The sequence below is a fragment of the Faecalibacterium sp. Marseille-Q4137 genome (assembly GCF_017377535.1).
Classification (GTDB): Bacteria; Bacillota; Clostridia; order Oscillospirales; family Ruminococcaceae; genus Faecalibacterium; species Faecalibacterium duncaniae.
The window spans coordinates 14,002-38,975 of record NZ_JAFREK010000016.1 but is presented as its reverse complement, the minus strand read 5'-3'; the positions used below and the strand labels follow the sequence as shown (position 1 = coordinate 38,975).

Here is a 24,974-nt window from a genome sequence, read left to right as displayed (position 1 = left end):
CTCTCTGCCCTTTTCCGGCCGCATTTCCACAGCCTGCGAAACCACGCAATTCCGTCGAATCAACACTACCAAATTCTGCTTTTTCTGTCAAGGCTTTCGTCAAAGATTATTCGCTGCAAATTTGGGGTATTCTTCTATCCTTTTGCTGCTGTGTATGTTATAATAAAATGTATGGATTTCTGAGGGGGTGCTCTTATGCAGCAGATCGTGATATTGGGCGGCGGTGCAGCGGGCCTTGCCGCCGCATTGGCCGCCGCCCAGTCTGCCCCGGCAGGGGCAGTGCGGGTGACGGTGCTGGACCGCAACCCCAGGTGCGGCAAAAAACTGCTGGCCACCGGCAATGGCCGCTGCAATTTGGACAACACCGGCATTGCACCGGAGCAGTATTTCACCGCTGACCCCGCCGCCCTGCGGCCCCTGCTGGCCGCGGTGGATGCCGCCGCACCGCTGGAATGGTTCGCGGCGCTGGGCCTGTACACCCGCACCGATGAGGCCGGGCGGGTGTACCCCTACTCCAACCAGGCCGCAGACGTGCTGGCCCTGCTGGAAGGCCACCTTGCCCGGCTGGGCGTGGAGGTGCGTACCGGCTGCACTGTGCAGACCCTGAGTCAGAACCGCAGCGGCTACACCATCCTGTGCGAGGATGCCGAGGGTCAGGACCAGACCCTGCGGGCCGATGCCGTCATCTGCGCCATGGGCGGCAATGCCGGGCCGCAGTTCGGCACCGACGGCTTCGGCACCCGATTCGCCGCCCAGTGCGGCGGAAAGCTGGAGCCGCTGTACCCCTGCCTGACTGCCCTGCAGACAGCAAAGCCCAACCGATCTCTGGCCGGCATCCGGGCCAAGGCCGCCGCCACCCTGCTGGACCTCGACCATCACTGCACCGTGGCTGTGGAAAACGGCGAGGTGCAGTTCACGGACTACGGGCTTTCGGGCATCTGCATCATGCAGCTGTCCGGCCATCTGGCCCCGGGGCGGGGGCCAAAGCGCCCGGCCGTTGAGCTGGACCTCTTCCCCATGCTGGATGAGACTGCCCTGACCGCCCTGTTTGCGGCCCGGGTGCCCCTGCTGCCGGGCAAGGCACCTGCGGATTTCTGGACAGGTCTGCTCAATCCCAAACTGGGCCGCGCCCTGTGGGCAGCGGCAAAGCTGCCTGAAAAACCGGTGGACACCCTGCCGGATGCCGCCTGGCAGGTGCTGGCCAACGCGGCCAAGCACTGGCTGTTCGAGGGCCTGACCCCCTGCGGCTGGAAGCAAGCCCAGACCACCGGCGGCGGCCTGAGCCTGACCGAAGTGACCTCCAGCTTCCAGTTCAAGGGCTGCCCCGGCCTTTACTTTGTGGGTGAAACGCTGGACTGCGCCGGCAGCTGCGGTGGCTTCAACCTGCACTGGGCCTTTGGCAGCGGCATCGCCGCCGGGCGGGACGCGGTGCGGAGCCTGAAGCGGCCTGCCCCGAAGCCGAATAAAAAGAAGCGATAAAGAATGACCCTCTCCATCCCGCATCTGACAGACAGACTGCAGGGACGGAGAGGGTCATTTTTGTTTCAGATACGCTTGTGTCTCCCGGACCACCACCCCCGAAAGCCCCACTACGCCCACAAGATTGGGCAGCATCATCAGGCCGTTGAAGGTATCGGAGAGCGCCCAGGCCAGATCCAGCTTCATCACAGCACCCACCAGCACCATGGCCGCAAACACCAGTTTATATCCTGCGGCGGCACGCTCCCCCAGCAGATACACCACTGCCCGGGTGCCGTAATGGCTCCACCCCAGCGTAGTGGAATAGGCAAACAACAGGACCGACACCGCGATGAACTGCGGCCCGAACGCCCCGAACACCGTAGAAAAGGCCTGCCCCACCAGTGCGGTGCCCTCCACACCGGTCAGCGCCGCACCGGTGTCCAGATCCACAAGGCCGCTGGTGAGTACCACAAGGGCCGTGAGGGTGCAGACCACCATGGTATCTGCAAACACCTCGAACATCCCCCACATTCCCTGCTGGACAGGCTCTTCCACGTTGGCCGCGCAGTGCACCAGCACCGACGCGCCCAGTCCTGCTTCGTTGGAAAAGGCTCCCCGCTTGAATCCCCAGCTGATGGCCCGGGCCATGCCGTAACCCAGCACCCCGCCCCCGGCGGCCTGCAAGCCAAACGCCCCACGGAAGATGGCCGCGAATGCCGCCGGGACAGCCGCCCAATGGACACAGACCACGGTCAGCGCCCCGAACAGGTAGAACAGGGCCATGAGCGGGACGATGGCCTCCGTAACTGCGGCCACCCGCTTCAGCCCGCCCAGTATGACCCGCCCGGTGAGCAGGGCCAGTACGATGCCCGTTGCCACCGGCGGCACCCGGAACACCGCCTGCAGATTGCCCGCAATGGAGTTGATCTGGCTCATGTTCCCCATGCCGAAGCTGGCCAGCACGCAAAAGCAGGCAAACAGCACCGCCAGTGCCCGGCCAAAGCCGCCGCCCAGCCCCTCGGCCAGATAGTACATGGGCCCGCCGCACCATCTTCCGGCGGCATCCCGGCGGCGGTAGCAGATGCCCAGCACGTTCTCGGCATAACTGGTCATCATCCCCAGCAGGGCCATGACCCACATCCAGAACACAGCCCCCGGCCCGCCTGCCAGAATGGCCGCCGCCACGCCCACGATGTTGCCGGTGCCGATGGTCGCCGCCAGCGCCGTGCAAAGGCTCTGGAACTGGCTGATGGCTTCATCGTCCGTGTGGGCGGTCACGTTTCGGTCCAGGAAGATGGCCCCGATGGTGTGGCGCATCCAGTACCCGAAATACCGCAGCTGGAAAAATCCGGTGCGCACCGTCAGCAGGCAGCCGGTGCCAAACAGCAGCGCCAGCCCCACCGGCCCCCATACCACACCGCTGACCACCGCATTCACCCGCACCAGGCTCTCCCACATACACAAACGCCCCCCGTGCTCTACTGTATGGCACAGGGGGCGTTTTCATGCCCGGGCAGCGGTTTCCGTATAAAAAAGAACATCCCGGCCCATCCTGTTCCAAAACGGAACGGAGGAACATGGGATGCACAAGAACGGTTGGAGGCCCTTCTGGGTGGCTTTGGGGGCGGCACTTCTGGTGCTGCTGCCGCTGGTGGGCGGCACAGTCCTGCTCACCCGGCAGATGGTGCGCACCCGCATCCAGACCGCCCAGCCCCAGAGCGGGGTGCCCATCCAGTTACCCCGGGCCGAGCACCGGATGACCCTGCTTCTCTGCACCGCCGGGGAGCAGCCGGGCTTTTTGCTGGTCTACCTGAACGCCGCTCAGAACAGTCTGAACCTGCTGGCCGTGCCGGGGGAGCTGACGGTTCCCTTCAACGGAGAGACTGCCAGCCTTGCCCACTGCTACGGAGCGGCGGGGCCCGCCCGGTGCCGTCAGGCGCTTCTGGAGGTGCTGGGCCTGCCGGAGGATATGTTTTATCTGGCGCTGTCCCCCGCCGTGCTGGAAAAGACTGCTTCCCGTTACGGGCCGGTGCGGGTGGGGTTTTCGGGGGCACTGACTGCCGATGAGCTGGCCGAAACCGGGCTTTCCGCCGCCGTGCAGAGCATTTCGGCCAAGGAGGCCCACGCTCTGCTCTCCGGCTGGGATGCGGACGGCACCCTGCCGCCTGCCCGCCGGGCCGCTGCCCGGGCGGCAGTGTGGGAAGCCTTTTTTCGGCAGGACCTCGCCCTGCTGCCCGCCACCCTGCCGGATGCTCTGCGGGCCAGCAGCGCGGCCCTGCTCACCGACTTTGCAGCACAGGATTATACCCTGCTGGGCACGGTCCTGGAGTTTCTGGCCAACAACAGCGCCCTCCCCCACGCCGAGGCCCTGCCCGGGGCGTGGGATGCAAAAGCGGGCACTTACACGGTCACAGACGCTTCCCGGGCGGCGGTGCAGACCTTCCTCAGCGTTTCGCCCGCCTCGGGGAATGATGCCTCGCTCAGGGAGCCATAACCCAGCACAAACGTACCGGAAAAATCCTGTTCCCCGCCGGTCAGGTCATAATCGCTCAGCAGGCTCAGGGCCACGCCCTGCGCCTTTGCGGCGGCGTGAAGGGCGGCATCCGGCGGGGCATTTTTCAGCCTTGCCAACAGATGCAGGCCGGTGTGCAGGCCAGTCAGGGTCAGCTCCTCCGGCGCAAAAGCAGCGTGCAGAGAGGCAGCCAGCGCATCCCGCCGGGCCTTGTAGGCCACGCGCTCCCGGGCAAGATGCCGGGTGAAGTAGCCCTCGCGGATGAAGCGGGCCAGGGTCTGCTGCTCAAACCGGCTGACGGTGCCGGAATAGATCCGGTACTTTGCCCGCCAGGCGGGCAGCAGCTGCCGGGGCAGCACCATGTAAGCGATGCGGATGCCGGGGGCCAGGCTGCGGGAACAGGTGGAGAGGTAGACCACCGGGCCGTCGGCCCCGGCCATGCCCTGCAAGCTGGGCAGGGGGCGGGTATCAAAGCGGAACTCCGAATCGTAATCGTCCTCTATGATATACCGCTGGCCCGGGCAGCGGGAGGCCCAGTGGAGCAGCTCCGTGCGGCGGCCCGCCGGCATGGTCACGCCCGTGGGGAACTGGTGGCTGGGCGTGACATAGCACACCGCCGCGCCCGAGCCGGACAATGCCTCAACAGAAAGGCCGTCCGCATCCACAGGCAGGCAGCAACACGCCACGCCGTTGTTTTCCAGCACCTGCTTCGCGCGCTGGTAGCCGGGGTTTTCCACCGCCGTTTTGCCGGGCAGGAGCGGAGCCAGCAGGCTCAGCAGATACTCCATACCGGCACCCACCACCACCTGCTCGGCGGTGCACCGCACGCCCCGGTATTCCTCCAGATAGTCCGCCAGCGCCTGCCGCAGCTCCACGTCCCCCTGTGCATCGCCATGGGTCAGCAGCTGGGGTGAGGAATAGAGCAGCTCTTTCTGCAGCCGGGCCCAGGTGCGGAACGGGAACAGCCCCGGGTCCACGCCCCGGGTGGACAGATCGAACCGGACGGGCGGCTCGGCTGCTTCCGGCGGAGCGGCAGATACCGGGGGCGGCACTTCCTCGGGCCGGGTGGGCAGGGCAAGATATTCCTGTACATAAAAGCCGCTGCGCTCCCGCGGCTCCATGTAGCCCTCGGTCGCCAGGATCTGATATGCCGCGTCCACCGTGTTGACAGACACCGACAGCTCTGCCGCCAGCCGCCGCTTGCCGGGCATCCGGGTGCCCGCCGGAATGGCCCCGCTGCGCATCTCGGCGGCAAGGCTCTCATAGAGCTGCTCGTACAGCGGCACCCCGCTGGCGGCATCCAGTGCAGTTGTCAGATGAAACATAAGACCTCTCCCCTTTTTGGATGCTTTGCCAAACTGACCCCACAAAAAAACTTTATTCTGGGTATTTTCATGGTGCCAGTTTCGCGTATAATAGGAGCATACCAACCACACACCCAAATGTCAAGTAGTTTTATGGGTAAGTGGTCTTGAAACGGGCGAACGATCCTGCAGAGCAGGATAGAGGGGGTTCGCCCCGAAAGAAATCGGAGGGAAAAAATCATGTCTACAACTGCAATGTGGCTGCTGCTGGCTGTGGTGATCGTCGTCATCCTGTTCGGCAGTGTGCTGTACAAGCGCACCTTTACCACCAAGGAGCTGGCCCTGACCGGCGTTATGGCCGCGCTGAGCCTGGTGGCATACCTGTTCTTCCGTGTGCCGTTCTACGGCGGCTCCTCGTTCCATCTGGGCAACACCTTCACCGCCCTGACCGCCCTGCTGCTGGACGGCGTTTCCGGCGGCCTGGCCGGTGCGATCGGCCTGGCTCTGGCCGATATCCTGGCCGGTGACCCGGGCTATGCCGTGACCACCTTTGTGCTGAAGTTCATCATCGGCATCACCTGCGGTGCCGTGGCCCACAAGGTGTTCAAGCTGCGCGATCTTGACCGCCACAGCAAGGGCTACCTGCTCAAGGTCATCGTGGCAGGCGGCTCCGGCCTGCTGCTGAACGTCATCACCGACCCGTTCCTGGGCTATTTCCGCAACATTTACATCTTTGGCCAGGAGTACACCGTGGCACAGGCCCTGTCCAAGATCGCCGGTGGTGTCACCTTTGTCAACAGCGTAGCCTCCACCATCTGCGTGGTCATCCTGTATCTGGCCCTGCGCCCGGCTCTGGAGCGCGCCGGTCTGCTGCCCAAGGGCGAAAAAAAGTAAACCTCTCATCTCTTTCTGACGCTTATATGGAAAGCCCCCGGCCTGTATCCTCAACATGATATACTACCCCTAGAGTAGACAGAGTAAAAAGAAAACTCTGCGTACTCTGGGGGTATTTTCATGTCAAGCAAGAACAATCACGATACAGCGGAAGTAAAGTATCAAAAAAAGTCCCGCGTTGGACGCTGCAAGCTCACGTCCGTGCCATGAATCGAGCGTCCTAACGCCGATTTGCACAAAGAAATTCGCCGTTCCCTTGTGGAAACGGCGAACAAAAACTTATATTATTTTTTCTGTCTCCTTGACGGGGCGCTTCACGGGCAGGCGATGTGGGACAGAAGCGCAGAAGATCAGCCCTCGATGAGCTCAACGGTCTTCATCTTGACGGGGGTGGTGGGCTTATCGTTCCAGTCGGTGCGGACGGAAGCGATCTTATCCACAACCTCCATTCCGGCAACGACCTTGCCGAAAGCGGCATACTGGCCGTCCAGATGGGGAGCATCCTTGTGCATGATGAAGAACTGGCTGCCGGCGCTGTTGGGGTTCATGCTGCGGGCCATGCTGATCACGCCGCGGGTGTGCTTGATGGGGTTGTTCACACCGTTTGCAGCGAACTCGCCCTTGATGTTCCAGCCCGGGCCGCCGGTGCCGTTGCCCAGCGGGCAGCCGCCCTGGATCATAAAACCGGGGATGACACGGTGGAAGGTCAGGCCGTTATAGAAGCCCTCGCTGACCAGCTTCTTGAAATTCTCACAGGTGATGGGGGCGACTTCCTCATTCAGCTCAATGTCGATGATGCCGCCGTCTTCCATAGTAATGCGAACCATAACGCTACAATACTCCTTTTGTGTTGACCCCGCAGCGGGGGTGTGTGGGGCAGAAATGCCTGCCCGGATATCCCTTATAGTATACCATAGGTTTTGCGGGTTTCAACCACGCAGATGCAACCTTTTTGTAAATTCGTCAAAGTTCCGGGGCCGGGAGCCTGCTTATTCCATCTTCATCCGCTTTGTGATGAGTTGGCCGTTCTGTACTGTGCCGTCCGAGATATAATACTTCCACTCGGTCGAGCCGTCGGACATCAGGTACTCCACAGCAAACACCTGCCCAGCCTGGATTTTTACAGGGTAGTTGTCGGCTGGCAGAATCTCACGGGGTGTCGGCAGATCCTTAAAGTCCTCGTATGCGTCTTCCAACCGCCAGAACTTTCGGATCTTGTAGCCCTTTACCATCGAAATATCCTGCTCACCGAAATAGGATGCTGTGTAGGTCTTTCCGTTGACTTCCAGCGCGTCGATCCGTTCCGGTTCCTGCGTCAGATCTTTGGTATGGAGATGTTCCCCATAGTTCTCGCTCAACTGTTTTGCCATGCGAAAGTCCGAGTTCCGATACTCCGACTCCACAATATGTGTACTTCCATAGATACCCATGATATCGGTGCGGCGTACCGCTTCCAGCTCCTGATAGCTGCGCCGGAAGTTCTCCACCATCCGATCCTCCCGGTATCGGACCGAAGAAGCTTCATCCGTCGCCTTGATCTCATAGTACCGTTTGCCCTGTTCCATGTTTTCCTGCGCACGCCGGTACTCTTCGCTGTCCTTCTGCCCATTGGCTTCCAGATAGGCCAGATACCGCGGCCCGGTGCTTTCCCAGGTATGGCCCACGTCGGTGCCGTGGAACACGGTCTCAGGATACTGCTCCTTGATCTGTTTCAGAAAATTCTTCTCGACCTCGGTGCCGCCTTCTGTGCCTCCCCAGTCCTTGAACTGCAGATCCAGCAATTCATCATCGTCGGCCTGCATCCACAGGTTCAGAAATTGTGCATCCGTATACGGGAATTCCACAAACAGATCCCGCATTCCTTTTTCGTAATACTCGCCCCAGATGGAAAGTTCCTTGTCGAGAATGCTCTGCTTGCTGTGTTCTTCTCCGTAAAGATAGATTTCGCCCTTCGGCCCATTTTTTACATAACTCCAGAACAGCCCCACCAGCAGGGTCACAATTAGCACGATGGCCGCATATTTCCAGCGTCCGGTCTTTGTTTCCGTTTTCATTTCAATTCCTCTTTCATCTCGGTCATATCCGCCCAAAAGCGTTTGGGGCAATGGGTCATACGGCCCTTTTCGTTGTGGCGGGCTTTGATCTCCAGCGTTTTGTAGAACTGCCGCCAGAGCTCCTGAAACTGCTGCTCCTTTTCATCAGGTGGGGGCAGGGTGAGGGGTTCGGCCAGCTCCATGAGCTGAGCCTTGTGGTTCTGGTACAGCAGCACCGCCTGATGGACAGCATCATAGATCAGGAAGTTCTCCTCCGGGAAGCGGGCACAGAAATGCCCGCGCAGGAGGGGCAGAATATAGTTTTTGGGGTGGATGACTGCACCCAGCATCCCATCGTGCTCCTGAAAACGGACAAAGCCCTGAAATTTGTCCACTTCCCAGTCCAGGCTCTGTTTCATCTGGTAGAGCGGAGCCACCTCCGGGTGGCCCCGCCGCTTGACGGTGCCTGGCCCCAGCGCAAAGGCCAGATGCAGAAATCGGATGAGCCGCAGCTCCTTATCCTCCCAGCCCGAGAGAAAATCCCGGGTGACAAGGGATTCCGTCTCTTCGCCCAGCTTGGCGCGGAAGCTGGCAAAGACCCGCCGGGCCGTTGCGTGGTCAGTGGAGATCTCCTTCACAGGGTAGAGGGTAGCTGTCTCCCGCTCCGGGGTCCAGACCGCAAAGGGCAGCTCATGCTGGGCAAAGCTCTCAAACACACAGCAGAGAAAGCCCTCGAAGCTGCCATCATAGAGGTAGACCACGTCGGCATCGTGGAGCTTCCGGGTGGGGCTTACAGGGCTCTGGCCAGACATTGCACTGCCTCCTCCCGCACCATTTTCTGGGCTGTGCGGGGCGGCACGCCCTGCTCCACCAGCCGATCCACGGCGGGCGGGCTGAACATGCTCAGCTGCTCCACCCCGCCGCTGAATACGTTGGGGTCGATGAGCGCCCGGGTGATGCGCTCCCGCCCGGCGCTGCCGCGGCCCGGGTGCGCCCCCGCAAAGCCCCGGCAGGTGATGAAATACTGCGCCCGCTTGAGCACCACGCCCATCCGCTTGAGCTCGTCCAGCCCCAGCGCGGCCTGTTTGCGGGCGTGCCAGATGCGCCGGGCGCTCTTGGGGCCGATGCCCGGCACCCGCAGCAGCATCTCAAAGGGGGCGCGGTTCACGTCCACCGGGAACAGCCCGTAATGCTGCACCGCCCAGTTGCACTTGGGGTCCAGATAGGGGTTGAAGTTGGGGTTGTCCCTGTCCAGAAGTTCCTCTGCCTTGAACTCGTAAAAGCGGAGCAGCCAGTCTGCCTGATAGAGCCGATGCTCCCGCAGCAGCGGCGGCTTGGTATCCAGCGCGGGCAGGCGGGTGTCCTCGGTCACAGGGATGTAGGCGGAGTAAAACACCCGTTTCAGGTGATACTTATTGTATAATCCTTCCGTTAATTGCAGGATGTGATAATCCGTTTCCGGGGAAGCACCCACGATCATCTGGGTGCTCTGGCCCGCCGGGGCAAATCTGGGGGCCTTGCGGTAGAGCGCCACCTCTTCCCGGTTGGCGGCCCCCTCCACCGCGATCTGCTTCATGGGCCGGAAAATGGAGTGCCGCCCTTTGTCCGGAGCCAGCAGGTTCAGGCTGCGCTCACTGGGCAGCTCAATGTTCACGCTCAGGCGGTCGGCCAGAAAGCCCAGCTGTTCCAGCAGCTCCGGACTGGTGCCGGGAATGGCCTTGGCGTGGATGTAGCCGCCGAAACGGTACTCCCCCCGCAGCAGGCGCAGAACCGCCAGCATCCGCTCGGTGGTATAGTCCGGGCTCACCAGCACGGCACTGGAAAGGAACAGACCCTCAATGTAGTTGCGGCGGTAGAATTCAATGGTCAGCTCGGCCAGCTCCCGGGGGGTGAAGGTGGCCCGGGGCACATCGTTGGACTTGCGGTTGACGCAGTAGCTGCAATCGAAGGAGCAGCAGTTGGTCATCAGCACTTTCAGCAGGCTGACACAGCGGCCATCGGCAGTAAAGGCGTGGCAGCAGCCCGGGGCGTAACAGCTGCCGACCCCGCCGGCTCCTGCTGCCCGGGAAGCGCCGCTGGAGGTACAGGCCACATCATATTTTGCGCTGTCCGCCAGAATCGTCAGCTTATCCATCAGGCTCTGTTCCATGGGACACCTCCGAAAAATGGGTATAAAAAAGAAAGCCATACAGGATGGCTTTTCTTTTTCAGGCGCTGGTGGGGCGTTTTTACCACTTCGCCTTGGTCTCCACCACACGGCCTGCAATGTGCAGGTGGTTGAGCTCCTCACCCTTGATGACCATTTCCTTATAGGCCGGGTTGAAGGGCTGCAGCACCACGCAGTTGCCGCGCTGGAGGTAGCGCTTGAGGGTACCCTCGCCCTCGTCACCGTAGATCAGCACGCCCAGGTCGCCGTTTTCCAGCGTGTCCTGACGGTGCACCAGGGCAAGGTCACCATCGTGGATGCGGGGTTCCATGCTGTCGCCGCGCACAACGAGATAGAAGTAGCTGGAAGGGTCCTTGACCCGGGCATACTCCTTGCCGTAGTCTTCCTCATAGGCCAGCGCGCCGTAGCCCGCCTTGACCGTGCCGATGACAGGGATCAGGCTGTACACATAGCTGCCGAAGAAGCGCTCTTCGGTCTGGCCCTCCGCGGTGGGGTCGAACAGACCCAACAGATAGTCCGCGGTCGTGTCCAGGATCTCCGCCAGCTTTGCCACGGTGGTGGGGTCCGGGGAACTCTTTCCGCTCTCCCATTTTCCCACGGCCTGCTGAGTCACGCCCAACAGGGAAGCAAGCTCCGCCTGGCTCATGTGCTTTTGCTTTCGGCATTGCCGTAACAGCTCCGGAAACGACATTGTTCAACACTCCTCTGCTTGTACCGGGTCCGGTAAGGTTTTATCTGTATTTATTATACAACAAAAAGATGTTTCAGTAAAGAGGAAATCCCGCTTTTTCTCGAAGAAAAGTTGTCGCTCCGCACAAAAATGCGCACAACGAGCGGAAATTTTGATTTTGGGCTTGACAGCGCCGCTGAAATCTGGTAAATTAAATAGGCATTCGGTACGGCGTGTGCGGGTGCCCACGAGGAGAGATGTCCGAGTGGTTTAAGGAAGCAGTCTTGAAAACTGCCGTACGGCAACGTACCGTGGGTTCAAATCCCACTCTCTCCGCCATTTTTATTGAATAAGTGCAACACACTTTGCTCTGGAGTAGTACTCAAGAGGCCGAAGAGGCGCCCCTGCTAAGGGCGTAGGTCGTCTAAACAACGGCGCGAGGGTTCAAATCCCTCCTACTCCGCCAAGAAAAAGCTCGATGATTCTTTGAAATCACCGGGCTTTTTCCATTTTCAGAAACCAAAAGGCCGCCTCCTCGGAATTCGTTCCGTGAAAGCGGCCTTTCTATTACAAGATCAGATTCGTCACCGCAGCCAGCACGCTCAGGTGCACGGGGTAGAACCAGTAAAACACCTTCTGCATGGCAGGGGTGCAGCGGCCCCGCTGTCCGTTGTAGAACCAGACCAGCACAAAGGCCAGCGGTGCGGTGAGTTCCCAGGCAAACAGCACGGCTCCCACGATGCACTGCCGCTTGCGGTCGCCACGGGTCAGGTACAGCGCACAGATGATGAGCACACCGATGCCGTCGTAGTCCGTACAAGCCAGAAGCGCCGCAAGCGTGCAGCCTGCCGCACACAAGAGTCCTTTCCAGCTGGCAGAGCCGTCCGGCTTTTCAAAATGCTTCAGGCCTGCCATGGCCAGCACGCCCAGTGCCAGCGTCCAGTAAACATTCTGATGGTCCAGTGCAAAGGGCGTGCGGAAAAATGCAAGGTCAAAGGGCACCTCACTGATGAGGGCAAACAGGAACAGCCTCCGGACGTATTTTTTCACATCGTGGGTATGTACAAAGCCCTCCACCAGCAGAAAACAGAAGATGGGAAACGCCAGCCGCCCGGTGAAGCGCAGCACCATGTCCAGCCGGTACAGCGGATAGGCGGAAAGGGTGTCCCGCGAGAGGGTGCCGATGTCCAGCCCGGGCGTAAGGATCCCTGCCTCGATGCAGGACGCGCCGATGTGGTCCACCAGCATGGTGATGCAGGCAATGGTCTTCAGAGCGGTGCCGCTGAGGCTGCAGCGCGGGGAAAGTGCGGTCATAAAAAAACACCTCGGTCAGTTTGTAAAAAATCGTTATAAGAACTATAACGGAGGAAAGGTGGCATTTCCTCCGTCTGCTGCGGCAAAATCCACACAGAGCGTGCACAAATCCGCCCAAAATGCTTGACAGGACGGGCGCAGGATAGTAAAATCAAGAAGATAATTGAACTATCTCAAACCAAAGATGAAAAAGATTCACAGAGGATCGAGCGTCTCCGAACCAGATCAGACCGGAAGGAGGCATTGGGAATGACGCTGTTTTCTTATGAGATTTTCGACGCAGTTGCACGGCAGGGCAGCTTTAACAAGGCGGCTCAGCAGCTACATCTGACCCCCTCAGCCATCAGCCACGCCATCGCCGTGATGGAGGCTGAGCTGGGCTTTACCTTATTCAATCGCGGCAAAAACGGCGTTACCATGACCAGCTACGGCGCTTCGCTGTACCCCTCCATCCGTGCGGTGCTGAACAGCGACGAGGCCCTGCAGCAGAGCATTGCCCGCCTGAACGGCCTGGAAAAGGGCAAGGTCAAGCTGGGTGCCTTCAACTCGATCTGCTCCGGGCTGCTGCCCAGCATCCTCAAGGGCTTTATGGCCCACTACCCCCAGATCGAAGTCGAGGTCTATCAGGGCACCTACGACGATGTCAAGGAGTGGCTGCGCACCGGTCAGGTGGACATTGCCTTCCTCTCCAACAACTGCCGGGAGGAGTTTGTTCTGACCGAGCTGTTCCACGAGCCGCTGCTCTGCATCACCCCCATGGACTGGCCCGAGCCGCCCAACGGCGTGATGACCCCCGCCCTGATGAACGGGCAGAACTTTGTGGTGCAGTGGGATGCCACCGACGCGGAGATGCGTCAGTTCCTCAAGAAGTATTCCATCTCAACGGAGCGCCGCTGCCATGTCATCGACGACCAGTCGAACATTGCCATGGTCGAGGCAGGCCTGGGTATTTCCATCATGCCCCGGATGCTGCTGCGCAACTGCACGGCAGCGGTCAAAATCTACCCCATCGAGCCAGAAGAGGACCGCGTGGTGGGTCTGGCCGTCCAGCGCCCCACCGCCATGGCTCCCGCCGTGGAGCAGATGTTCCACCACATCGTGGAGTGCTGCAAGGATCTGGACTGAACAACAGTGTAACATAACGGGCCGGTGTGCGCAACACCGGCCCGTTTTTTGCCGCCCGGAAAACTTTGGATTGTATCCCCGCCCGGGATACGGTATACTAAGAAAAAATCCATTCTGGTTTTTGAGGGGAAAAATTATGGATCGAAGAAGTTTTTGCAAGGTGCTGGGGTTTGCGGCCGGCAGCACTCTGCTGCCCGGGCTGATGGTCCAGGCCGCCGGGCAGGGCTCCGTGGGTCATGCAGTGCCGGATGGCCGCTACACCATCGGCATCCGCAGCGACCTGAGCGGCTGTGACCTGACCCACGCGTTCTATTACTCCGACAGCTTTTTCACCCACCCGGCCACCCAATATGACCACCAGCTGGCGCTGGCAACGCTGGGTCTGGTCTGCGCTGCGGCCAACACCGTGGCCAGCGATGCGGAATACTGGGTCAACGGCTCTGTGGGGCGGGAAGCCCACATTGCCGCCGCCTACGAGACCCTGGGCTTTGAGGACGCGCTGTTCTACAATTACGACCTCGACACCGGCCGGGCCGGGGACTTTGTGGGCTACTCGCTGGCCCGCAAGACCCTGCCCCTGAACGGCCAGCGCACCACCCTTGTGGCGCTTGTCCTGCGGGGCGGCGGCTACGGCGGCGAGTGGGCCAGCAACTTCCACATAGGCAATACCAGCGCGCACACCGGCTTTGTCACGCCTGTGGCGGCGGTGTTTGCGTCCCTCAAGGCCTATCTGGCCCGGGCAGGGCAGGGCGGTGCCTTCAAGCTCTGGCTGGGCGGCTACAGCCGCGGTTCCATCATTGCAAATCTGCTGGCGGCAAAGATCGCCCGGGAGCTCCCCCAGCTGGGGCGGGAGAGCATCTATGCCTACGGCTTTGCGGTGCCTGCAGCCCTGACTGCCGCCGACCGACCTGACCTGCAGCAGGATTTCGATGCCAATCACGCCCCGGACGGCACCCTGCTGGAAAACTGGCCCGAGAGCAACATCTTCAGCATCATTTCCAGCGGCGACGCGGTGGCCCGGGTGCTGCCCGCTGCCTGGGGCTACCACCGCAACGGCTGTGACCGCTTTCTGCCCGCCACCCGGAATGCCGAAGAGCTGGCCGACCTGGACGCACTGGGGGCGGCATTCGGCCCCACGCCGCTGGTGATCAGCAGTCTTGCCACCGCCGAGGACACCAGTGCCCTCATCGACATCGTGGCCAAGTTCTGCGTTTCCCGGGAAAACTTCCACCAGAAATACGAAGCCGCCATCATGGACATGATCCAGTGTGCCTTTCTCCGCTCCGAAAAAGAGGTGGTCGATGGCTACATCCTCAGCGACGGTGAGATCGTGGAGCGGCTGCAGAGCCTTTCCCACATGAAAGAGATCGATTACTGGCAGATCGTGGGCAGCGTCTGGGCCGCCTCCACCATGAGCCGCCCCATCCTTGAGCGTTACGGCCAGAACGTGCCCCTGCTGGCCCGGCAGATCCTTATCCCGGTGCTGGCGGTCGGCCTGTGCTACGGCATCGAGACCGATGTGGTGCAGATGGTGGCCCAGTACATCATCCGTCTGCTCACCGCCCGGGGTGAGCTGGACAGTGTTCTGCGCGCGGCGTTCTGCCACCACCCGGAAAACTACATTTCCCTGATGGAATACTACACCCCCGAGGAGCATGGTATGGAACCCTTTACCCGAAAGTGATTCACTTTTCTTCATCTTCCGCCTGAAATCTCTCCACCGGTGAAACGCCTGCGATTCGTTGAAATCCTGTTTTCTCTATGTTACACTTGATTTTATCAACTGGAAAAGAGGAAAAGAACATGGAAACTCAACACAAGCGCAGTGCGTTTTCCGGCAAACTCGGATTCGTGCTGTCCGCCGCCGGTGCGTCGGTCGGGTTGGGAAACATCTGGCGCTTCCCGTATCTGGCCGCAAAATACGGCGGCGGCATTTTTCTGCTCATCTACATCCTGCTGGCTGTCACCTTTGGCTACACCATGATCATTGCCGAAACGGCGCTGGGCCGGATGACCCACAAAAGCCCGGTGGGCGCTTACAGCCATTTTGGCAAGGGGAAGGGGCTGGCGTTCGGCGGCTGGATCAACGCCGTCATCCCCATCCTGATCGTTCCCTATTATTCGGTCATCGGCGGATGGGTCATCCACTATCTGGCCCAGTATCTCACCGGCCACGGCAGCGCGCTGGCATCGGACGGGTATTTCTCCGGCTTCATCTCCAACGGTCTGCTGGCCGAGATCGCGTTCCTGCTGTTCACCTTTATCACGCTGGGCATCATCTTTGCGGGCGTGCGCAACGGCGTGGAGCGCGTTTCCAAGGTGATGATGCCGGTGCTGGTGGTGCTCTCGGTGGTCATTGCTGTCTACTCGGTCACACGGCCCGGCGCACTGGCGGGTGTAAAGTATTTTCTGGTGCCCAACCCGGCCAACTTCTCGTGGATGACCGTGGTTTCCGCCATGGGGCAGATGTTCTACTCCCTCTCCATTGCCATGGGCATCCTGGTGACCTTTGGCTCCTACATGAAAAAGAACGTGTCCATTGAGCAGTCCACGGAAAACGTGGAGATCTTCGACACCGCCATTGCCATCATGGCGGGCCTGATGATCATTCCCGCCGTGTTCGCTTTTTCGGGCGGCGACCCTGACACCCTGCAGGCGGGCCCGGCCCTGATGTTCATTACCATCCCCAAGGTCTTTGCCAGCATGGGCATGGGCACTGCCGTAGGCGTGCTCTTCTTTGTGCTGGTGCTGTTCGCGGCCCTCACCAGCTCCATTGCCCTGACCGAGAGTGCTGTTTCTACCTTTGAGGACGAGTTGGGCTGGGACCGCACCCGCTCCACCATCCTCATCGGCTGTATTATGATCACACTGGGCAGCCTTTCCGCGCTGGGCTACGGCCCCCTTGCCAGTGTGACCGTGTTCGGGATGCAGTTCCTCGATTTCTTCGACTTCCTGACCAACTCGGTGATGATGCCCATTGCGGCCATTGCCACCTGCCTGCTGGTCTCCCGGATCGTCGGTGTGGAAAAGATCGAGGAAGAGGTCACGCAGGAAGGTCAGCCCTTCCGCCGCAAACCGGTGTTCAACTTTATGCTCCGGTATCTCTGCCCCATCTTCGCGGCCATCATCCTGGCCAGCTCGGTCGCCAACGCGCTGGGCTGGATCGCAATGTAACCCTGTTTTCTGCACGCAAAAAGCCCCCGGCCTGTATCCTCACAGGCCGGGGGCTTTTCGATCACTCTTTTTCAAACACAAGGAAGCGGAACGCGATGTCCGTGGTCAGCTCGGGCAGGGCGGCCAGGCGGGCCGCGCCATCCCGTGGCGTTTTCCAGTAATAGGGGGTCATGGCGAACAGCGCCTCCAGCTGCCCGGCAGGCACCGTGATGCTGCCCGAGACCTCCCGCTCCCCAATGGGACGGAAGCCCTCATAGGCCACCTCCTGCACCGGATTTTTATAGGGCGTGTCGTAGAGGACAGCCTTCATCTGGTAGAGGTGCTCTGCACCGGGCACGACATAGATCATCCGTCCGCCCGGGCGCAGCACGCGCCGGAACTCTTCCTGTGCAAAGGGCGAGAAGCAGTTGAGCAGCAGGTCGGCCCATCCGGTGCGGACAGGCTGGGCAAAGCTGGATGCCACCGCGTATTTTGCGGCAGGCAGTGCCTTTGCGGCCAGACGCACCGCAGGCTTTGCAATGTCAAAGCCCGCCAGCTGCACCGGCCTGCCCGCCTGCGCAAAGGCCTGTGCAATGCAGCGGTCGTACCAGCCCTCGCCGCAGCCCGCATCCAGCAGATGGAGCGGTGCATCTGCCCCGGTGGGGACACCATACGCAAGGCACAGTTCCCCTAGCGCCCGGCCGAAGATGCCGTAATACCCGGCGTTCAGGAAGGCACGGCGGGCGGCGACCATCTCTTTGCTGTCGCCCGGGGCCTTGGTGCGCATACTCTGCACCGGCAGCAGGTGCCAATACCCCTCTTTCGCCCGGTCAAAGCTGTGGTTCCTGCCGCATTTCAGGGCAGTGTCCCCGGTCAGGGGTTCGCCGCAGAGCGGGCACTGCCAGGGGGCAAACGGCTCAGGTTTCATCGGTGTGATCCTCGATGGGTGCGGTGGCACCGCCGTGGGCGGTCATATACTCTTCAAAGTTGGTGAACTTCTGCTGGGGCGGGCGGCGGCTGATCAGCATCAGGCCCGGGTCCTCGTCCCGTGCGGGGGCGGCGTTCCGGCTGCGGCCGCGGGGTGCCTCGCTCTTGGCGGGGCGGTCCGGGCGGCTGCTCTGCACTGCATTGCGGTTATTGCGGCTGCCCTGCTGACTCTGGCTGTTCTGGGCCGGGCGGGCATTGCGGCTGTTCCGTTCTGCCCGCTGCTCGGTGCGCGGATCATTGCGGTCGGTGTGCTGCTCGGCACGGGCAGGCTGACCGCCGCGCTGACGCTGGCCATTCTGGGCCGGAGCAGTCTGCTTTGCGGCAGGCTGCGCAGCCGGAGCCTTTTTGACCGGGCGCAGAGGAGTAGCCTCCGGGGCGCTCACAAAGTGGGGGTCGAATTTGGGCTGGGCGTTGCTGCCGCGGTTGGCCGGCTGCGGGGCATTGCCCTCGCGGCGGGTGCGGCTGTTATTGGAGCGGCGGTTCTCACTGCGGCCGCCGGAAGTGCGCTTCTGGTTTTCCTCCATGGATGTTCCTTCTTTCGGTTCGGTATTCTTGGGGCCGGGCTGTTTTGCAGCCGCTTTTTCCTTCTTGGGGGCAGCGGGCTTTTCGGCCTTGGCGGGCTGCTCTGCCTTCACGGGCTGCTCCGCTTCCGCCTTGGGCTTTTTGCCCCGCACCGGGGGTGCAGCCTTGACAGGGGCGGGCACGCCGTCCCAGGGATGGCCGGAGACCACCGGGATCTGGCGGCGGTTCAGCTTTTCGATCCCGGCCAGATATTCCTTTTCCTCCGGGGCGCAGAAGCTGACGGCAGTGCCGTCGGCACCGGCACGGGCCGTGCGGCCAATGCGGTGGACGTAGGTCTCGGGCACCTCGGGCAGGTCGTAGTTGAACACATGGGACAGCTCGCTGATATCAATGCCGCGGGCGGCGATATCGGTCGCCACCAGCACCCGGGTCTTGCCCGCCTTGAAATCCTCCAGCGCCGTCACGCGGGCGGTCTGGCTCTTGTTGCCGTGGATGGCGGCAGCGGGGATGCCCTGCTTGTTCAGGTCTTTTGCGATTTTATCGGCCCCGTGCTTGGTGCGGCTGAACACCAGCGCGTTCACCACCTCGGGCTTCAGGTTCTTGATGAGCCAGGGCAGCAGGAACTTCTTGTTGCCCTTCTCCACAAAATACAGGCTCTGCTGGATGCGGTCCACCGTGCTGGACACCGGGTCTACCTTGACAAAGGCCGGGTCATGCAGGATGCCTGCGGCCAGCTGCTCGATCTCCTTGGGCATGGTGGCGCTGAACATCAGGTTCTGGCGCTGCCTGGGCAGCTTGGCGATCACCTTTTTCACGTCGTGGACAAAGCCCATATCCAGCATCCGGTCGGCTTCGTCCAGAACAAAGATCTCAATGTTGGAAAGGTCCAGCAGCCCCTGCCCCACCAGGTCGTTCAGGCGGCCCGGGCAGGCAATGAGGATGTCCACGCCCTTTTTCAGGGCTGCGACCTGCGGAGCCTGACCCACACCGCCAAAGATGACGGTGCTGCGCAGGGTCAGATACTTGCCGTAGGCCTCAAAGCTCTCGCCGATCTGCAAAGCCAGCTCCCGGGTAGGAGTCAGGATCAGGGCGCGGATGGCACCCTTTTTGCGGGGTGCGCTGGCAGTCAGGCGGTCGAGCATGGGCAGCGCAAAGGCAGCCGTCTTGCCGGTACCCGTCTGGGCGCAGCCCATCAAGTCCCTCCCGGCCAGCACCGGCGGAATGGCCGCCGCCTGAATGGGCGAGGGGGATTCATAGCCCGCCTGTGCCACAGCACGCAGCACAGGCGCGGAAAGATTCAGTTCGTTAAATGTCATTCTTCACCTAAAATGTTTCTGCATTCCATATAATAGCGCTTTTCCTCTGCGTGCCCCATGCTGAAGGTCTTGCGGGGCAGCACACCGCCCATAACGATGCCCTTGAACAGATCGCTTTTCTCAAAGGGCGGCATCAGGAAAGCCACACCCCCCTGCCTGCACAGGGCGCGGACAGCGGGCTCATCGTGGACATAATCCACCCGGGCCTCGATGTGGCGGGCCATGAAATACTCAATGAATGCGTCAATGGTGCCCACGGTCAGCGGGGCAACGGGATGTTCAAAGCTGAGCACATTGGCCACATGGGGGCCTGCCAGCGTAAAGGACTGCTGTTTTGCATCGCCGAAGCAGATGCCTGCCGCGTGGGAATCACTCCACGCGATGAGGGCCAGCAGCACGGCACCGCAGTCCACATTGAAAAGGACGCGGTGGATGGGCTCGATCTCAATGGCCGGAGAGTGGACATTGCAGACCTCAGCCAGGCACCAGCGGGCCGGGTGGGTCAGCTGCTGCTCCGGGGTCAGGGTCTTTTTCAGCTCCTCCCAGCAGGCCTTGGCAGAAGCCAGCGAATGGTTGCCGTCGCCCACGGCCAGCGTCAGGGGCGCGCCGCCCTTTGCCTGGGGATACCGGGCATCAAAGGCCTCCTGGCTGCCCAGAGCGTTCAGGGCGCTGTCGATCTGTGCCAGCAGGGCGGGATCTTCCACTGCCCAGCCGGCAATGTGGCCGCCGTTCAGCATCAGGTCGCCCTCGTAGACCTTGCGCAGCTGCTCCTTCTTCTCGCCGATGGGCTCGATGAGGGTGCAGCCGGGGTCATCGGCCAGCATCATAATATGGGGCGTTTCCAGCCTTGCCCCCCGGCGCACCGCCATGCGGGGCGGGATGCGGCTTTCCACGGTGTGCTCACTGGGGCGGATGGCAGGCACCGCACCCTCGGCATAGCTGTATGCCTCCAGGTCGATCCTGCCCACAAGGCCCTGCCGCACCCGGCCGCTCTGCTCAGTGCGTTCCACATAAATGAAGCCGTCCACCGCGCGGGTCAGCACGTTCCGGGTGTAATCGTCCATGGCCGCATGGATGGCACTGATCCTTGCATCCACGTCATCCTCTTCCAGATAGACCTCCGGCAGGATCAGGTCCAGTGTGCTGGGGCCGCCTGCGGCGGCCTGCGCAGCCTTTTCCCAATAGGAGCGGTCGCTGGTGAACTGATCGCAGGCCACACAGCCCCACTGCCCCACCGGGATCTGTTCCGACGGCAGCAGGATGTGCGCCGGGGAAAAACAGGGTGTTTTGTTCATAATACTTCCCTCCCTCTCACAAAAACGCAGGGATCACTCAAAATAGCTGGCGGCATCGTCCCGGATGACCACATGCTCCACACCTGCCTCGGTCAGGGAGAGGGTCAGCTCCTCCCGGGCCGCTGCATCCAGCGTAGAGGAGGACGGAACCTTCACCAGCAGGTTCTTCACGCCCAGCTGGGCCGCAGGGGCTCCCAGCTGGCTGGAGGAGCCGGTCACCTCGGCCAGCGAATAACCATACCAGAGCGTCACCGTATCTCTGAAGCGGGCCTGCCAGGCGGCGATATCCGCAGTCAGCTGCCCGGCACGATCTACACCGTTGGTGGTGCCATAGTCCTGCTTGGCGCTGGTGGACGAGGGGAACTGGACATTTTCCAGCAGCACCTGATCAAACCCGGCGGCGTGTACCTCAGCGATCAGATCACCGATATACTGCACGGTCTCCGCAGCGTAGGGGTTCAGCCAGGGGTTGCCTCCGGCGGAAGCCTTGTTGTCCAGCCAGAGGTACTCCTGCCCCTGATACCGGATGGCCAGAGCGTGGTCGGCCCGGGCACCGGCAGGGTCACGGAAGGCGGTCAGCGCAGCCACCGGCACCAGCCCCTCCTCCTTGAAGATGGATGCCACGCTCGTCAGCTCGACCTGCGTGGGGGCTGCATTGGCGGCACCCACCGCCGTCTGGGAGGCGTAATACACCTGCCCGGCGGTGTCCTTCAGGGTCAGGATGGCATAGGTCATGCCCTGTGCCTTGAGCTGCCGGGCAGCAGAGTGGATGGCGGCCTCGTCGGTCAGGGTGGTCACATCCACCTCTGCCCACAGGCCCGTCACAATATCAGTGCCCTTGACCTCTGGCTCCGGCTCCTTTTCCGGCACCGAGGAAGCTGCCGGTTCGCTGGCAGCGGTGCTCTGCGTCCCGGAGGATGCACTCTCGCTGACAGCACTGGATGCGGAGAGGTCACGATCCCGCACCACGGTATACCAGGTGTGGGTGGCCCAGTCCAGCACATGGGGCGCGGCCACCCAGGCCGCTGCCAGCACGGCCACCACCAGCACCGCAATGCCGATGCCCTTTTTCAGCCGCATCTCGCGGGTGTAAAAGCTGCGCCGGTAGCGCTTGACCTTCTGGCGTTTGGGATATCTTGCCATAATCAACCACCCTCCTTGGGGTCAACTTACAGGATCACGGAATGGCCGGTAAAGCCGTAGATGGCCAGCGCCAGCACACCGATATAGATCAGGGTGATGGGCAGGCCGCGGAATGCTTCGGGGATGGCCTTGCTGCGCAGGCGGTTGCCCGCCTCGGTCACCAGCATCACAGCCAGCAGGTAGCCCAGGCCGCTGCCCAGGCCAAAGCCGATGGACTGCGCCAGCGTAAAGCTCTGGGTGCGCTCCACCAGCACGGTGCCCAGCACGCCGCTGTTCACGGCGGCAATGGGCAGGATGCGGATAAGCAGGCCGCTGCGGGGGCCCTTGACCGCCCGCAGGATGGCGTGTTCAAAGATGCAGACCACCGCCACACAGGCCAGGTAGAGCAGCGGGCGGAGCTGGGCACGGTAGGGCAGATCCACGATCTGGCTGCCCGCAAAATACGCCAGTGGGGCCACCAGCGTCTGGGTAACACAGAGCAGCAGGGCAAACCACCAGCTGCTGGTGCGCTCGTCACCCACCAGCTGGATCAGGCGCGACACGCCCAGACCACGGGTAAAGATAGCGTTCTGGGCAAACAGGGCCAGCACGGCGTAGGCAAAGGCCACACCGATGGTATTCATCACAGCACTCACTGATCCTGCACCTCCTTCCGGGGGTGCGCAGCCAGAGTGCCGCGCGCCTCAGTTTTCAGGTATTCCTTGTGTTTGCGGGCCAGCGCGCGCCAGACGGCACACACCACACCCAGCACGATGAAGCCGCCTGCCGGCATGGATGCCATGGGCAGGACAGAGCGGCTGAGCTGGATCCCAAACACACTGCCCAGTGCCAGCCACTCCCGCAGGCAGCCCACGATGAACAGGATGAGCGCGTAGCCCACCGTGATGCGCAGACCCTTGGAGACAGCCTTACGCATGGTTTCCTGCACACGGCCAAAGCGGTAGGTCAGCAGAGGCTCCACCACCAGCATGGGCAGGTAGATGCCCAGCATCAGCAGGTCGGTGCCGAACACGGCGTTCAGGATGGGATAAGCGGCAAGGTAGACCACCGCCGCACTGCCGCTGTACACCAGCGCCCGGGGCAGCAGCTTTTTCTCCAGCTCTTCCGGGGCGGGCTGCTCGTCCCGCAGGGGGAACAGGCGGCTGACCAGACAGGCCAGCATCCGGGAAGGCGTGAGCAGCAGGGCCACAGCCACGGCCAGCATCAAAGCATTTTTGCCTGTGGTGGCAAGCACCACCAGCGGAGCCAGACCCATGCCCTGCATGACAACGGGGTTGTTTTTGAACACCCGGTCATGGTGGGCAAATTTCTCCGGATCGCGGGTGATCAGTTCTGCAATGGAACGTTTCATTCAGCACCCTCCTTTCCGGCCGCAGGGCGGTGCATCAGCTGATACAGGCGGCTCTCGGTGCGGTCCATCCAGCCGGAAATGCTGTTGACCGTGAGCAGGGCAAAGCAGACACCCGTCTCATACACGCCGTAATACCGGAAGCCCATGGTGATCGCACCCACCAGCACACCGTACAGGATGCGGCCCAGACGGTGATGGGCGCAGGTGTAGGGCTCGTTGAGCAGGAACACCGCGCTGAACAGCATGGCACCGGTCAGCAGCTCGTCCCGCACGCACTGCAGGCGCAGGGCGATGTCCACGCCGTTTACTCCCACCTGACGGGGGAAGAGGAAGGCGATGAGGGCACAGGTGACCACAAAGCTGACAGAAGCGCCCAGACGGACATCCTTTTGCAGCCAGAGGAAAAGCCCACAGGCCAGAAGGATGAGGGCGGCACCGGTGCCCATGGGGGCGGCGTACTCGCCCAGCACCAGCGAAATTGCGCTGATGTTCAGGCTGCCGCCGCTGCGCAGGGTATCCGAGATGGTGCTGGACACCGGCACGTCGGTGGCATCCCACAGGGGGATGTTGATATAGGGCTGGGGGTAGCGGAACACCTGCTCCGGCCAGGACACCGCCGCCACGGCGTAGCCCACAGCAGCGGGGTTGAAGGGATAGCTGCCGTAGCCGCCAAACACCTCCTTGCCGATGAGGACACCGGCCAGCACCGCCATAATGACCACATACCAGTCCACCGTGGCGGGCATGAGCAGGGCGATGATGAGAGCAAAGCTCTCGTTGGAGAAATCCCCGGCCCGATACACGCGGCGGCGCAGCAGGGAGACCAGGCGGTCACACAGATTGCCGGTGAGCAGCGCCGCGCCGCAGAGCAGCAGGGGCCGCAGACCGTACAGGAAGCAGGCCATGCAGAGCAGCGGGATGGTCATAAAGCAGACGTGCAGATAGTACCGCCCAGTCTTTGCAAGCTCCTGCTCCTGCTGCTGGATCAAACGTTCATCCATGGTAAGGCACCTCTCACAGGGCGGCCAGACGGCGCACTGCCGCAGCCGGGTCGGCTGCGCCGAACACGGCACTGCCCGCCACCAGAATATCGGCCCCCGCCTCCACACACAGGGGGGCGGTGGTGTCATCCACGCCGCCATCCACTTCCAGCAGGTAGCGGGCGCTCCGCTTTGCTCGCTCTTCCTTGAGCCAGCGCAGCTTTTCCAGCGCCGAGGGCATGAACTTCTGCCCGCCGAAGCCGGGCTCCACGCTCATCACCAGCACCAGATCCAGCTGGTCGAGATACGGGGCCAGCGCCTCCGGCGCAGTACCAGGCTTGATGGTCAGGCCCACCTTGCAGCCCAGTGCCTTGACCGCATCGATGGTCTGTTGGATGTCGTCCTCGCACTCGAGGTGGAAGTTGTACAGGCTGGCACCCGCCTTGATGAAAGGCTCTGCATACTGCAGCGGGTGGCTGATCATCAGGTGGACATCGTAGAATGCTGCGGGCATCCCCTTGTGCAGGCTTTTCAGCACCGGCACGCCAAAGCTGATGTTGGGCACAAAGTGGCCGTCCATCACGTCATAATGCAGCATCTGCGCACCGGCATCCAGCACCATGCGGCAGTCTGCGCCAAGCTGATTGAAATCAGCCGAAAGGATCGAAGGACTAATGATCGTCATTGTGTTTTATACTCTCCGTTATTTTTCAGAAAGATTACACCATCCGTTCTGCCAGAGCACCT

Annotated in this window: 22 protein-coding genes and 2 tRNA genes; 8 read left to right on the top strand and 16 right to left on the bottom strand. The window is 61.7% G+C overall.

Translation table 11 applies throughout. The annotated features are described in order from the left end of the window. The first annotated feature begins 195 nt into the window (after window positions 1–195). Complete coding sequence (locus J3353_RS08200) at window positions 196–1,479, top strand: aminoacetone oxidase family FAD-binding enzyme (RefSeq protein WP_207684638.1); 1,284 nt, start codon at window positions 196–198, stop codon at window positions 1,477–1,479. Between the two features lie 54 nt (window positions 1,480–1,533). Here J3353_RS08200 and J3353_RS08195 read toward each other — a convergent pair whose 3' ends face one another. Further along, window positions 1,534–2,919, bottom strand: coding sequence for a sodium:alanine symporter family protein (locus J3353_RS08195; RefSeq protein WP_207684637.1), 1,386 nt, complete (start codon window positions 2,917–2,919; stop codon window positions 1,534–1,536). 124 nt (window positions 2,920–3,043) lie between these two features. Here J3353_RS08195 and J3353_RS08190 point away from each other — a divergent pair, with 124 nt between their 5' ends. Further along, window positions 3,044–3,955, top strand: coding sequence for a hypothetical protein (locus J3353_RS08190; RefSeq protein WP_207684636.1), 912 nt, complete (start codon window positions 3,044–3,046; stop codon window positions 3,953–3,955). Here J3353_RS08190 and J3353_RS08185 read toward each other — a convergent pair. Next, on the bottom strand, window positions 3,862–5,298 hold the full coding sequence (locus J3353_RS08185; protein ID WP_207684635.1) for a PLP-dependent aminotransferase family protein: 1,437 nt from the start codon (window positions 5,296–5,298) through the stop codon (window positions 3,862–3,864). The two genes, J3353_RS08190 and J3353_RS08185, sit on opposite strands and share 94 nt — an antisense overlap. Window positions 5,299–5,517: 219 nt before the next feature. Between J3353_RS08185 and J3353_RS08180 the strand changes: the two genes are divergently transcribed. Beyond that, window positions 5,518–6,171: an ECF transporter S component gene (locus J3353_RS08180; protein WP_117533782.1), complete on the top strand. Its 654-nt coding sequence runs from the start codon at window positions 5,518–5,520 to the stop codon at window positions 6,169–6,171. 350 nt (window positions 6,172–6,521) lie between these two features. Here the strand turns inward: J3353_RS08180 and J3353_RS08175 are convergent, their stop codons facing one another. The 5 genes from J3353_RS08175 to J3353_RS08155 form a co-directional block, all read right to left on the bottom strand. Beyond that, window positions 6,522–6,998, bottom strand: coding sequence for a peptidylprolyl isomerase (locus tag J3353_RS08175; RefSeq protein WP_005934679.1), 477 nt, complete (start codon window positions 6,996–6,998; stop codon window positions 6,522–6,524). 162 nt (window positions 6,999–7,160) lie between these two features. Further along, window positions 7,161–8,225, bottom strand: a complete 1,065-nt coding sequence (locus tag J3353_RS08170) for a hypothetical protein (protein WP_207684634.1) — start codon at window positions 8,223–8,225, stop codon at window positions 7,161–7,163. Then, window positions 8,222–9,016, bottom strand: a complete 795-nt coding sequence (locus J3353_RS08165) for a TIGR03915 family putative DNA repair protein (RefSeq protein ID WP_207684633.1) — start codon at window positions 9,014–9,016, stop codon at window positions 8,222–8,224. The genes J3353_RS08170 and J3353_RS08165 overlap by 4 nt, the downstream gene beginning before the upstream one ends. Continuing rightward, on the bottom strand, window positions 8,995–10,353 hold the full coding sequence (locus tag J3353_RS08160) for a putative DNA modification/repair radical SAM protein (protein WP_035394627.1): 1,359 nt from the start codon (window positions 10,351–10,353) through the stop codon (window positions 8,995–8,997). Before J3353_RS08160 ends, J3353_RS08165 begins: the two co-directional genes overlap by 22 nt. A 79-nt stretch (window positions 10,354–10,432) precedes the next feature. Continuing rightward, complete coding sequence (locus J3353_RS08155; RefSeq protein WP_005934683.1) at window positions 10,433–11,062, bottom strand: LexA family transcriptional regulator; 630 nt, start codon at window positions 11,060–11,062, stop codon at window positions 10,433–10,435. Window positions 11,063–11,292: 230 nt separating this feature from the next. Between J3353_RS08155 and J3353_RS08150 the strand changes: the two genes are divergently transcribed. Beyond that, window positions 11,293–11,380, top strand: a tRNA-Ser gene (locus tag J3353_RS08150). Window positions 11,381–11,413: 33 nt separating this feature from the next. Continuing rightward, window positions 11,414–11,507: transfer RNA gene (locus J3353_RS08145), tRNA-Ser, on the top strand. Between the two features lie 101 nt (window positions 11,508–11,608). Here J3353_RS08145 and J3353_RS08140 read toward each other — a convergent pair. Continuing rightward, entirely contained in the window at window positions 11,609–12,355 is a 747-nt protein-coding gene (locus J3353_RS08140) for a TraX family protein (RefSeq protein WP_207684632.1), read from the bottom strand. A gap of 249 nt (window positions 12,356–12,604) precedes the next feature. Between J3353_RS08140 and J3353_RS08135 the strand changes: the two genes are divergently transcribed. From J3353_RS08135 to J3353_RS08125, 3 genes are all read left to right on the top strand, one after another. Beyond that, a complete protein-coding gene (locus J3353_RS08135; protein WP_117506045.1) occupies window positions 12,605–13,480 on the top strand; it encodes a LysR family transcriptional regulator in 876 nt (291 codons plus the stop codon). Window positions 13,481–13,616: 136 nt separating this feature from the next. After that, complete coding sequence (locus J3353_RS08130; protein WP_207684631.1) at window positions 13,617–15,164, top strand: lipase; 1,548 nt, start codon at window positions 13,617–13,619, stop codon at window positions 15,162–15,164. Window positions 15,165–15,283: 119 nt separating this feature from the next. Next, complete coding sequence (locus J3353_RS08125) at window positions 15,284–16,654, top strand: sodium-dependent transporter (protein ID WP_207684630.1); 1,371 nt, start codon at window positions 15,284–15,286, stop codon at window positions 16,652–16,654. Window positions 16,655–16,715: 61 nt separating this feature from the next. Here the strand turns inward: J3353_RS08125 and J3353_RS08120 are convergent, their stop codons facing one another. The 8 genes from J3353_RS08120 to rpe are packed head-to-tail and all read right to left on the bottom strand — an operon-like array spanning window position 16,716 to window position 24,912. Continuing rightward, complete coding sequence (locus tag J3353_RS08120; protein ID WP_156062260.1) at window positions 16,716–17,561, bottom strand: putative RNA methyltransferase; 846 nt, start codon at window positions 17,559–17,561, stop codon at window positions 16,716–16,718. Then, entirely contained in the window at window positions 17,551–19,458 is a 1,908-nt protein-coding gene (locus J3353_RS08115; protein WP_207684629.1) for a DEAD/DEAH box helicase, read from the bottom strand. Before J3353_RS08115 ends, J3353_RS08120 begins: the two co-directional genes overlap by 11 nt. Continuing rightward, window positions 19,455–20,753: a DUF1015 domain-containing protein gene (locus J3353_RS08110; protein ID WP_098924151.1), complete on the bottom strand. Its 1,299-nt coding sequence runs from the start codon at window positions 20,751–20,753 to the stop codon at window positions 19,455–19,457. The genes J3353_RS08115 and J3353_RS08110 overlap by 4 nt, the downstream gene beginning before the upstream one ends. 33 nt (window positions 20,754–20,786) lie before the next feature. Next, window positions 20,787–21,896: a putative glycoside hydrolase gene (locus J3353_RS08105; protein WP_207684628.1), complete on the bottom strand. Its 1,110-nt coding sequence runs from the start codon at window positions 21,894–21,896 to the stop codon at window positions 20,787–20,789. 26 nt (window positions 21,897–21,922) lie between these two features. After that, window positions 21,923–22,531 carry an electron transport complex protein RnfA gene (locus tag J3353_RS08100; RefSeq protein WP_227610946.1) on the bottom strand — a complete coding sequence of 203 codons (609 nt, stop codon included), beginning with the start codon at window positions 22,529–22,531 and terminating at the stop codon, window positions 21,923–21,925. After that, complete coding sequence (locus J3353_RS08095) at window positions 22,528–23,247, bottom strand: Rnf-Nqr domain containing protein (RefSeq protein WP_097773173.1); 720 nt, start codon at window positions 23,245–23,247, stop codon at window positions 22,528–22,530. The genes J3353_RS08100 and J3353_RS08095 overlap by 4 nt, the downstream gene beginning before the upstream one ends. Further along, window positions 23,244–24,248 carry an RnfABCDGE type electron transport complex subunit D gene (locus J3353_RS08090; protein WP_207684627.1) on the bottom strand — a complete coding sequence of 335 codons (1,005 nt, stop codon included), beginning with the start codon at window positions 24,246–24,248 and terminating at the stop codon, window positions 23,244–23,246. Before J3353_RS08090 ends, J3353_RS08095 begins: the two co-directional genes overlap by 4 nt. Window positions 24,249–24,261: 13 nt before the next feature. Beyond that, on the bottom strand, window positions 24,262–24,912 hold the full coding sequence (rpe, locus tag J3353_RS08085; protein ID WP_005934699.1) for a ribulose-phosphate 3-epimerase: 651 nt from the start codon (window positions 24,910–24,912) through the stop codon (window positions 24,262–24,264). Window positions 24,913–24,974: the final 62 nt, after the last annotated feature.

Excerpts from the sequence above, each read along its gene's own strand:
- J3353_RS08200 (WP_207684638.1), top strand. The coding sequence starts at position 196 with ATGCAGCAGATCGTGATATTGGGCGGCGGTGCAGCGGGCCTTGCCGCC.
- J3353_RS08195 (WP_207684637.1), bottom strand. The coding sequence starts at position 2,919 with ATGTGGGAGAGCCTGGTGCGGGTGAATGCGGTGGTCAGCGGTGTGGTA.
- J3353_RS08190 (WP_207684636.1), top strand. The coding sequence starts at position 3,044 with ATGCACAAGAACGGTTGGAGGCCCTTCTGGGTGGCTTTGGGGGCGGCA.
- J3353_RS08185 (WP_207684635.1), bottom strand. The coding sequence starts at position 5,298 with ATGTTTCATCTGACAACTGCACTGGATGCCGCCAGCGGGGTGCCGCTG.
- J3353_RS08180 (WP_117533782.1), top strand. The coding sequence starts at position 5,518 with ATGTCTACAACTGCAATGTGGCTGCTGCTGGCTGTGGTGATCGTCGTC.
- J3353_RS08175 (WP_005934679.1), bottom strand. The coding sequence starts at position 6,998 with ATGGTTCGCATTACTATGGAAGACGGCGGCATCATCGACATTGAGCTG.
- J3353_RS08170 (WP_207684634.1), bottom strand. The coding sequence starts at position 8,225 with ATGAAAACGGAAACAAAGACCGGACGCTGGAAATATGCGGCCATCGTG.
- J3353_RS08165 (WP_207684633.1), bottom strand. The coding sequence starts at position 9,016 with ATGTCTGGCCAGAGCCCTGTAAGCCCCACCCGGAAGCTCCACGATGCC.
- J3353_RS08160 (WP_035394627.1), bottom strand. The coding sequence starts at position 10,353 with ATGGAACAGAGCCTGATGGATAAGCTGACGATTCTGGCGGACAGCGCA.
- J3353_RS08155 (WP_005934683.1), bottom strand. The coding sequence starts at position 11,062 with ATGTCGTTTCCGGAGCTGTTACGGCAATGCCGAAAGCAAAAGCACATG.
- J3353_RS08140 (WP_207684632.1), bottom strand. The coding sequence starts at position 12,355 with ATGACCGCACTTTCCCCGCGCTGCAGCCTCAGCGGCACCGCTCTGAAG.
- J3353_RS08135 (WP_117506045.1), top strand. The coding sequence starts at position 12,605 with ATGACGCTGTTTTCTTATGAGATTTTCGACGCAGTTGCACGGCAGGGC.
- J3353_RS08130 (WP_207684631.1), top strand. The coding sequence starts at position 13,617 with ATGGATCGAAGAAGTTTTTGCAAGGTGCTGGGGTTTGCGGCCGGCAGC.
- J3353_RS08125 (WP_207684630.1), top strand. The coding sequence starts at position 15,284 with ATGGAAACTCAACACAAGCGCAGTGCGTTTTCCGGCAAACTCGGATTC.
- J3353_RS08120 (WP_156062260.1), bottom strand. The coding sequence starts at position 17,561 with ATGAAACCTGAGCCGTTTGCCCCCTGGCAGTGCCCGCTCTGCGGCGAA.
- J3353_RS08115 (WP_207684629.1), bottom strand. The coding sequence starts at position 19,458 with ATGACATTTAACGAACTGAATCTTTCCGCGCCTGTGCTGCGTGCTGTG.
- J3353_RS08110 (WP_098924151.1), bottom strand. The coding sequence starts at position 20,753 with ATGAACAAAACACCCTGTTTTTCCCCGGCGCACATCCTGCTGCCGTCG.
- J3353_RS08105 (WP_207684628.1), bottom strand. The coding sequence starts at position 21,896 with ATGGCAAGATATCCCAAACGCCAGAAGGTCAAGCGCTACCGGCGCAGC.
- J3353_RS08095 (WP_097773173.1), bottom strand. The coding sequence starts at position 23,247 with ATGAAACGTTCCATTGCAGAACTGATCACCCGCGATCCGGAGAAATTT.
- J3353_RS08090 (WP_207684627.1), bottom strand. The coding sequence starts at position 24,248 with ATGGATGAACGTTTGATCCAGCAGCAGGAGCAGGAGCTTGCAAAGACT.
- rpe (WP_005934699.1), bottom strand. The coding sequence starts at position 24,912 with ATGACGATCATTAGTCCTTCGATCCTTTCGGCTGATTTCAATCAGCTT.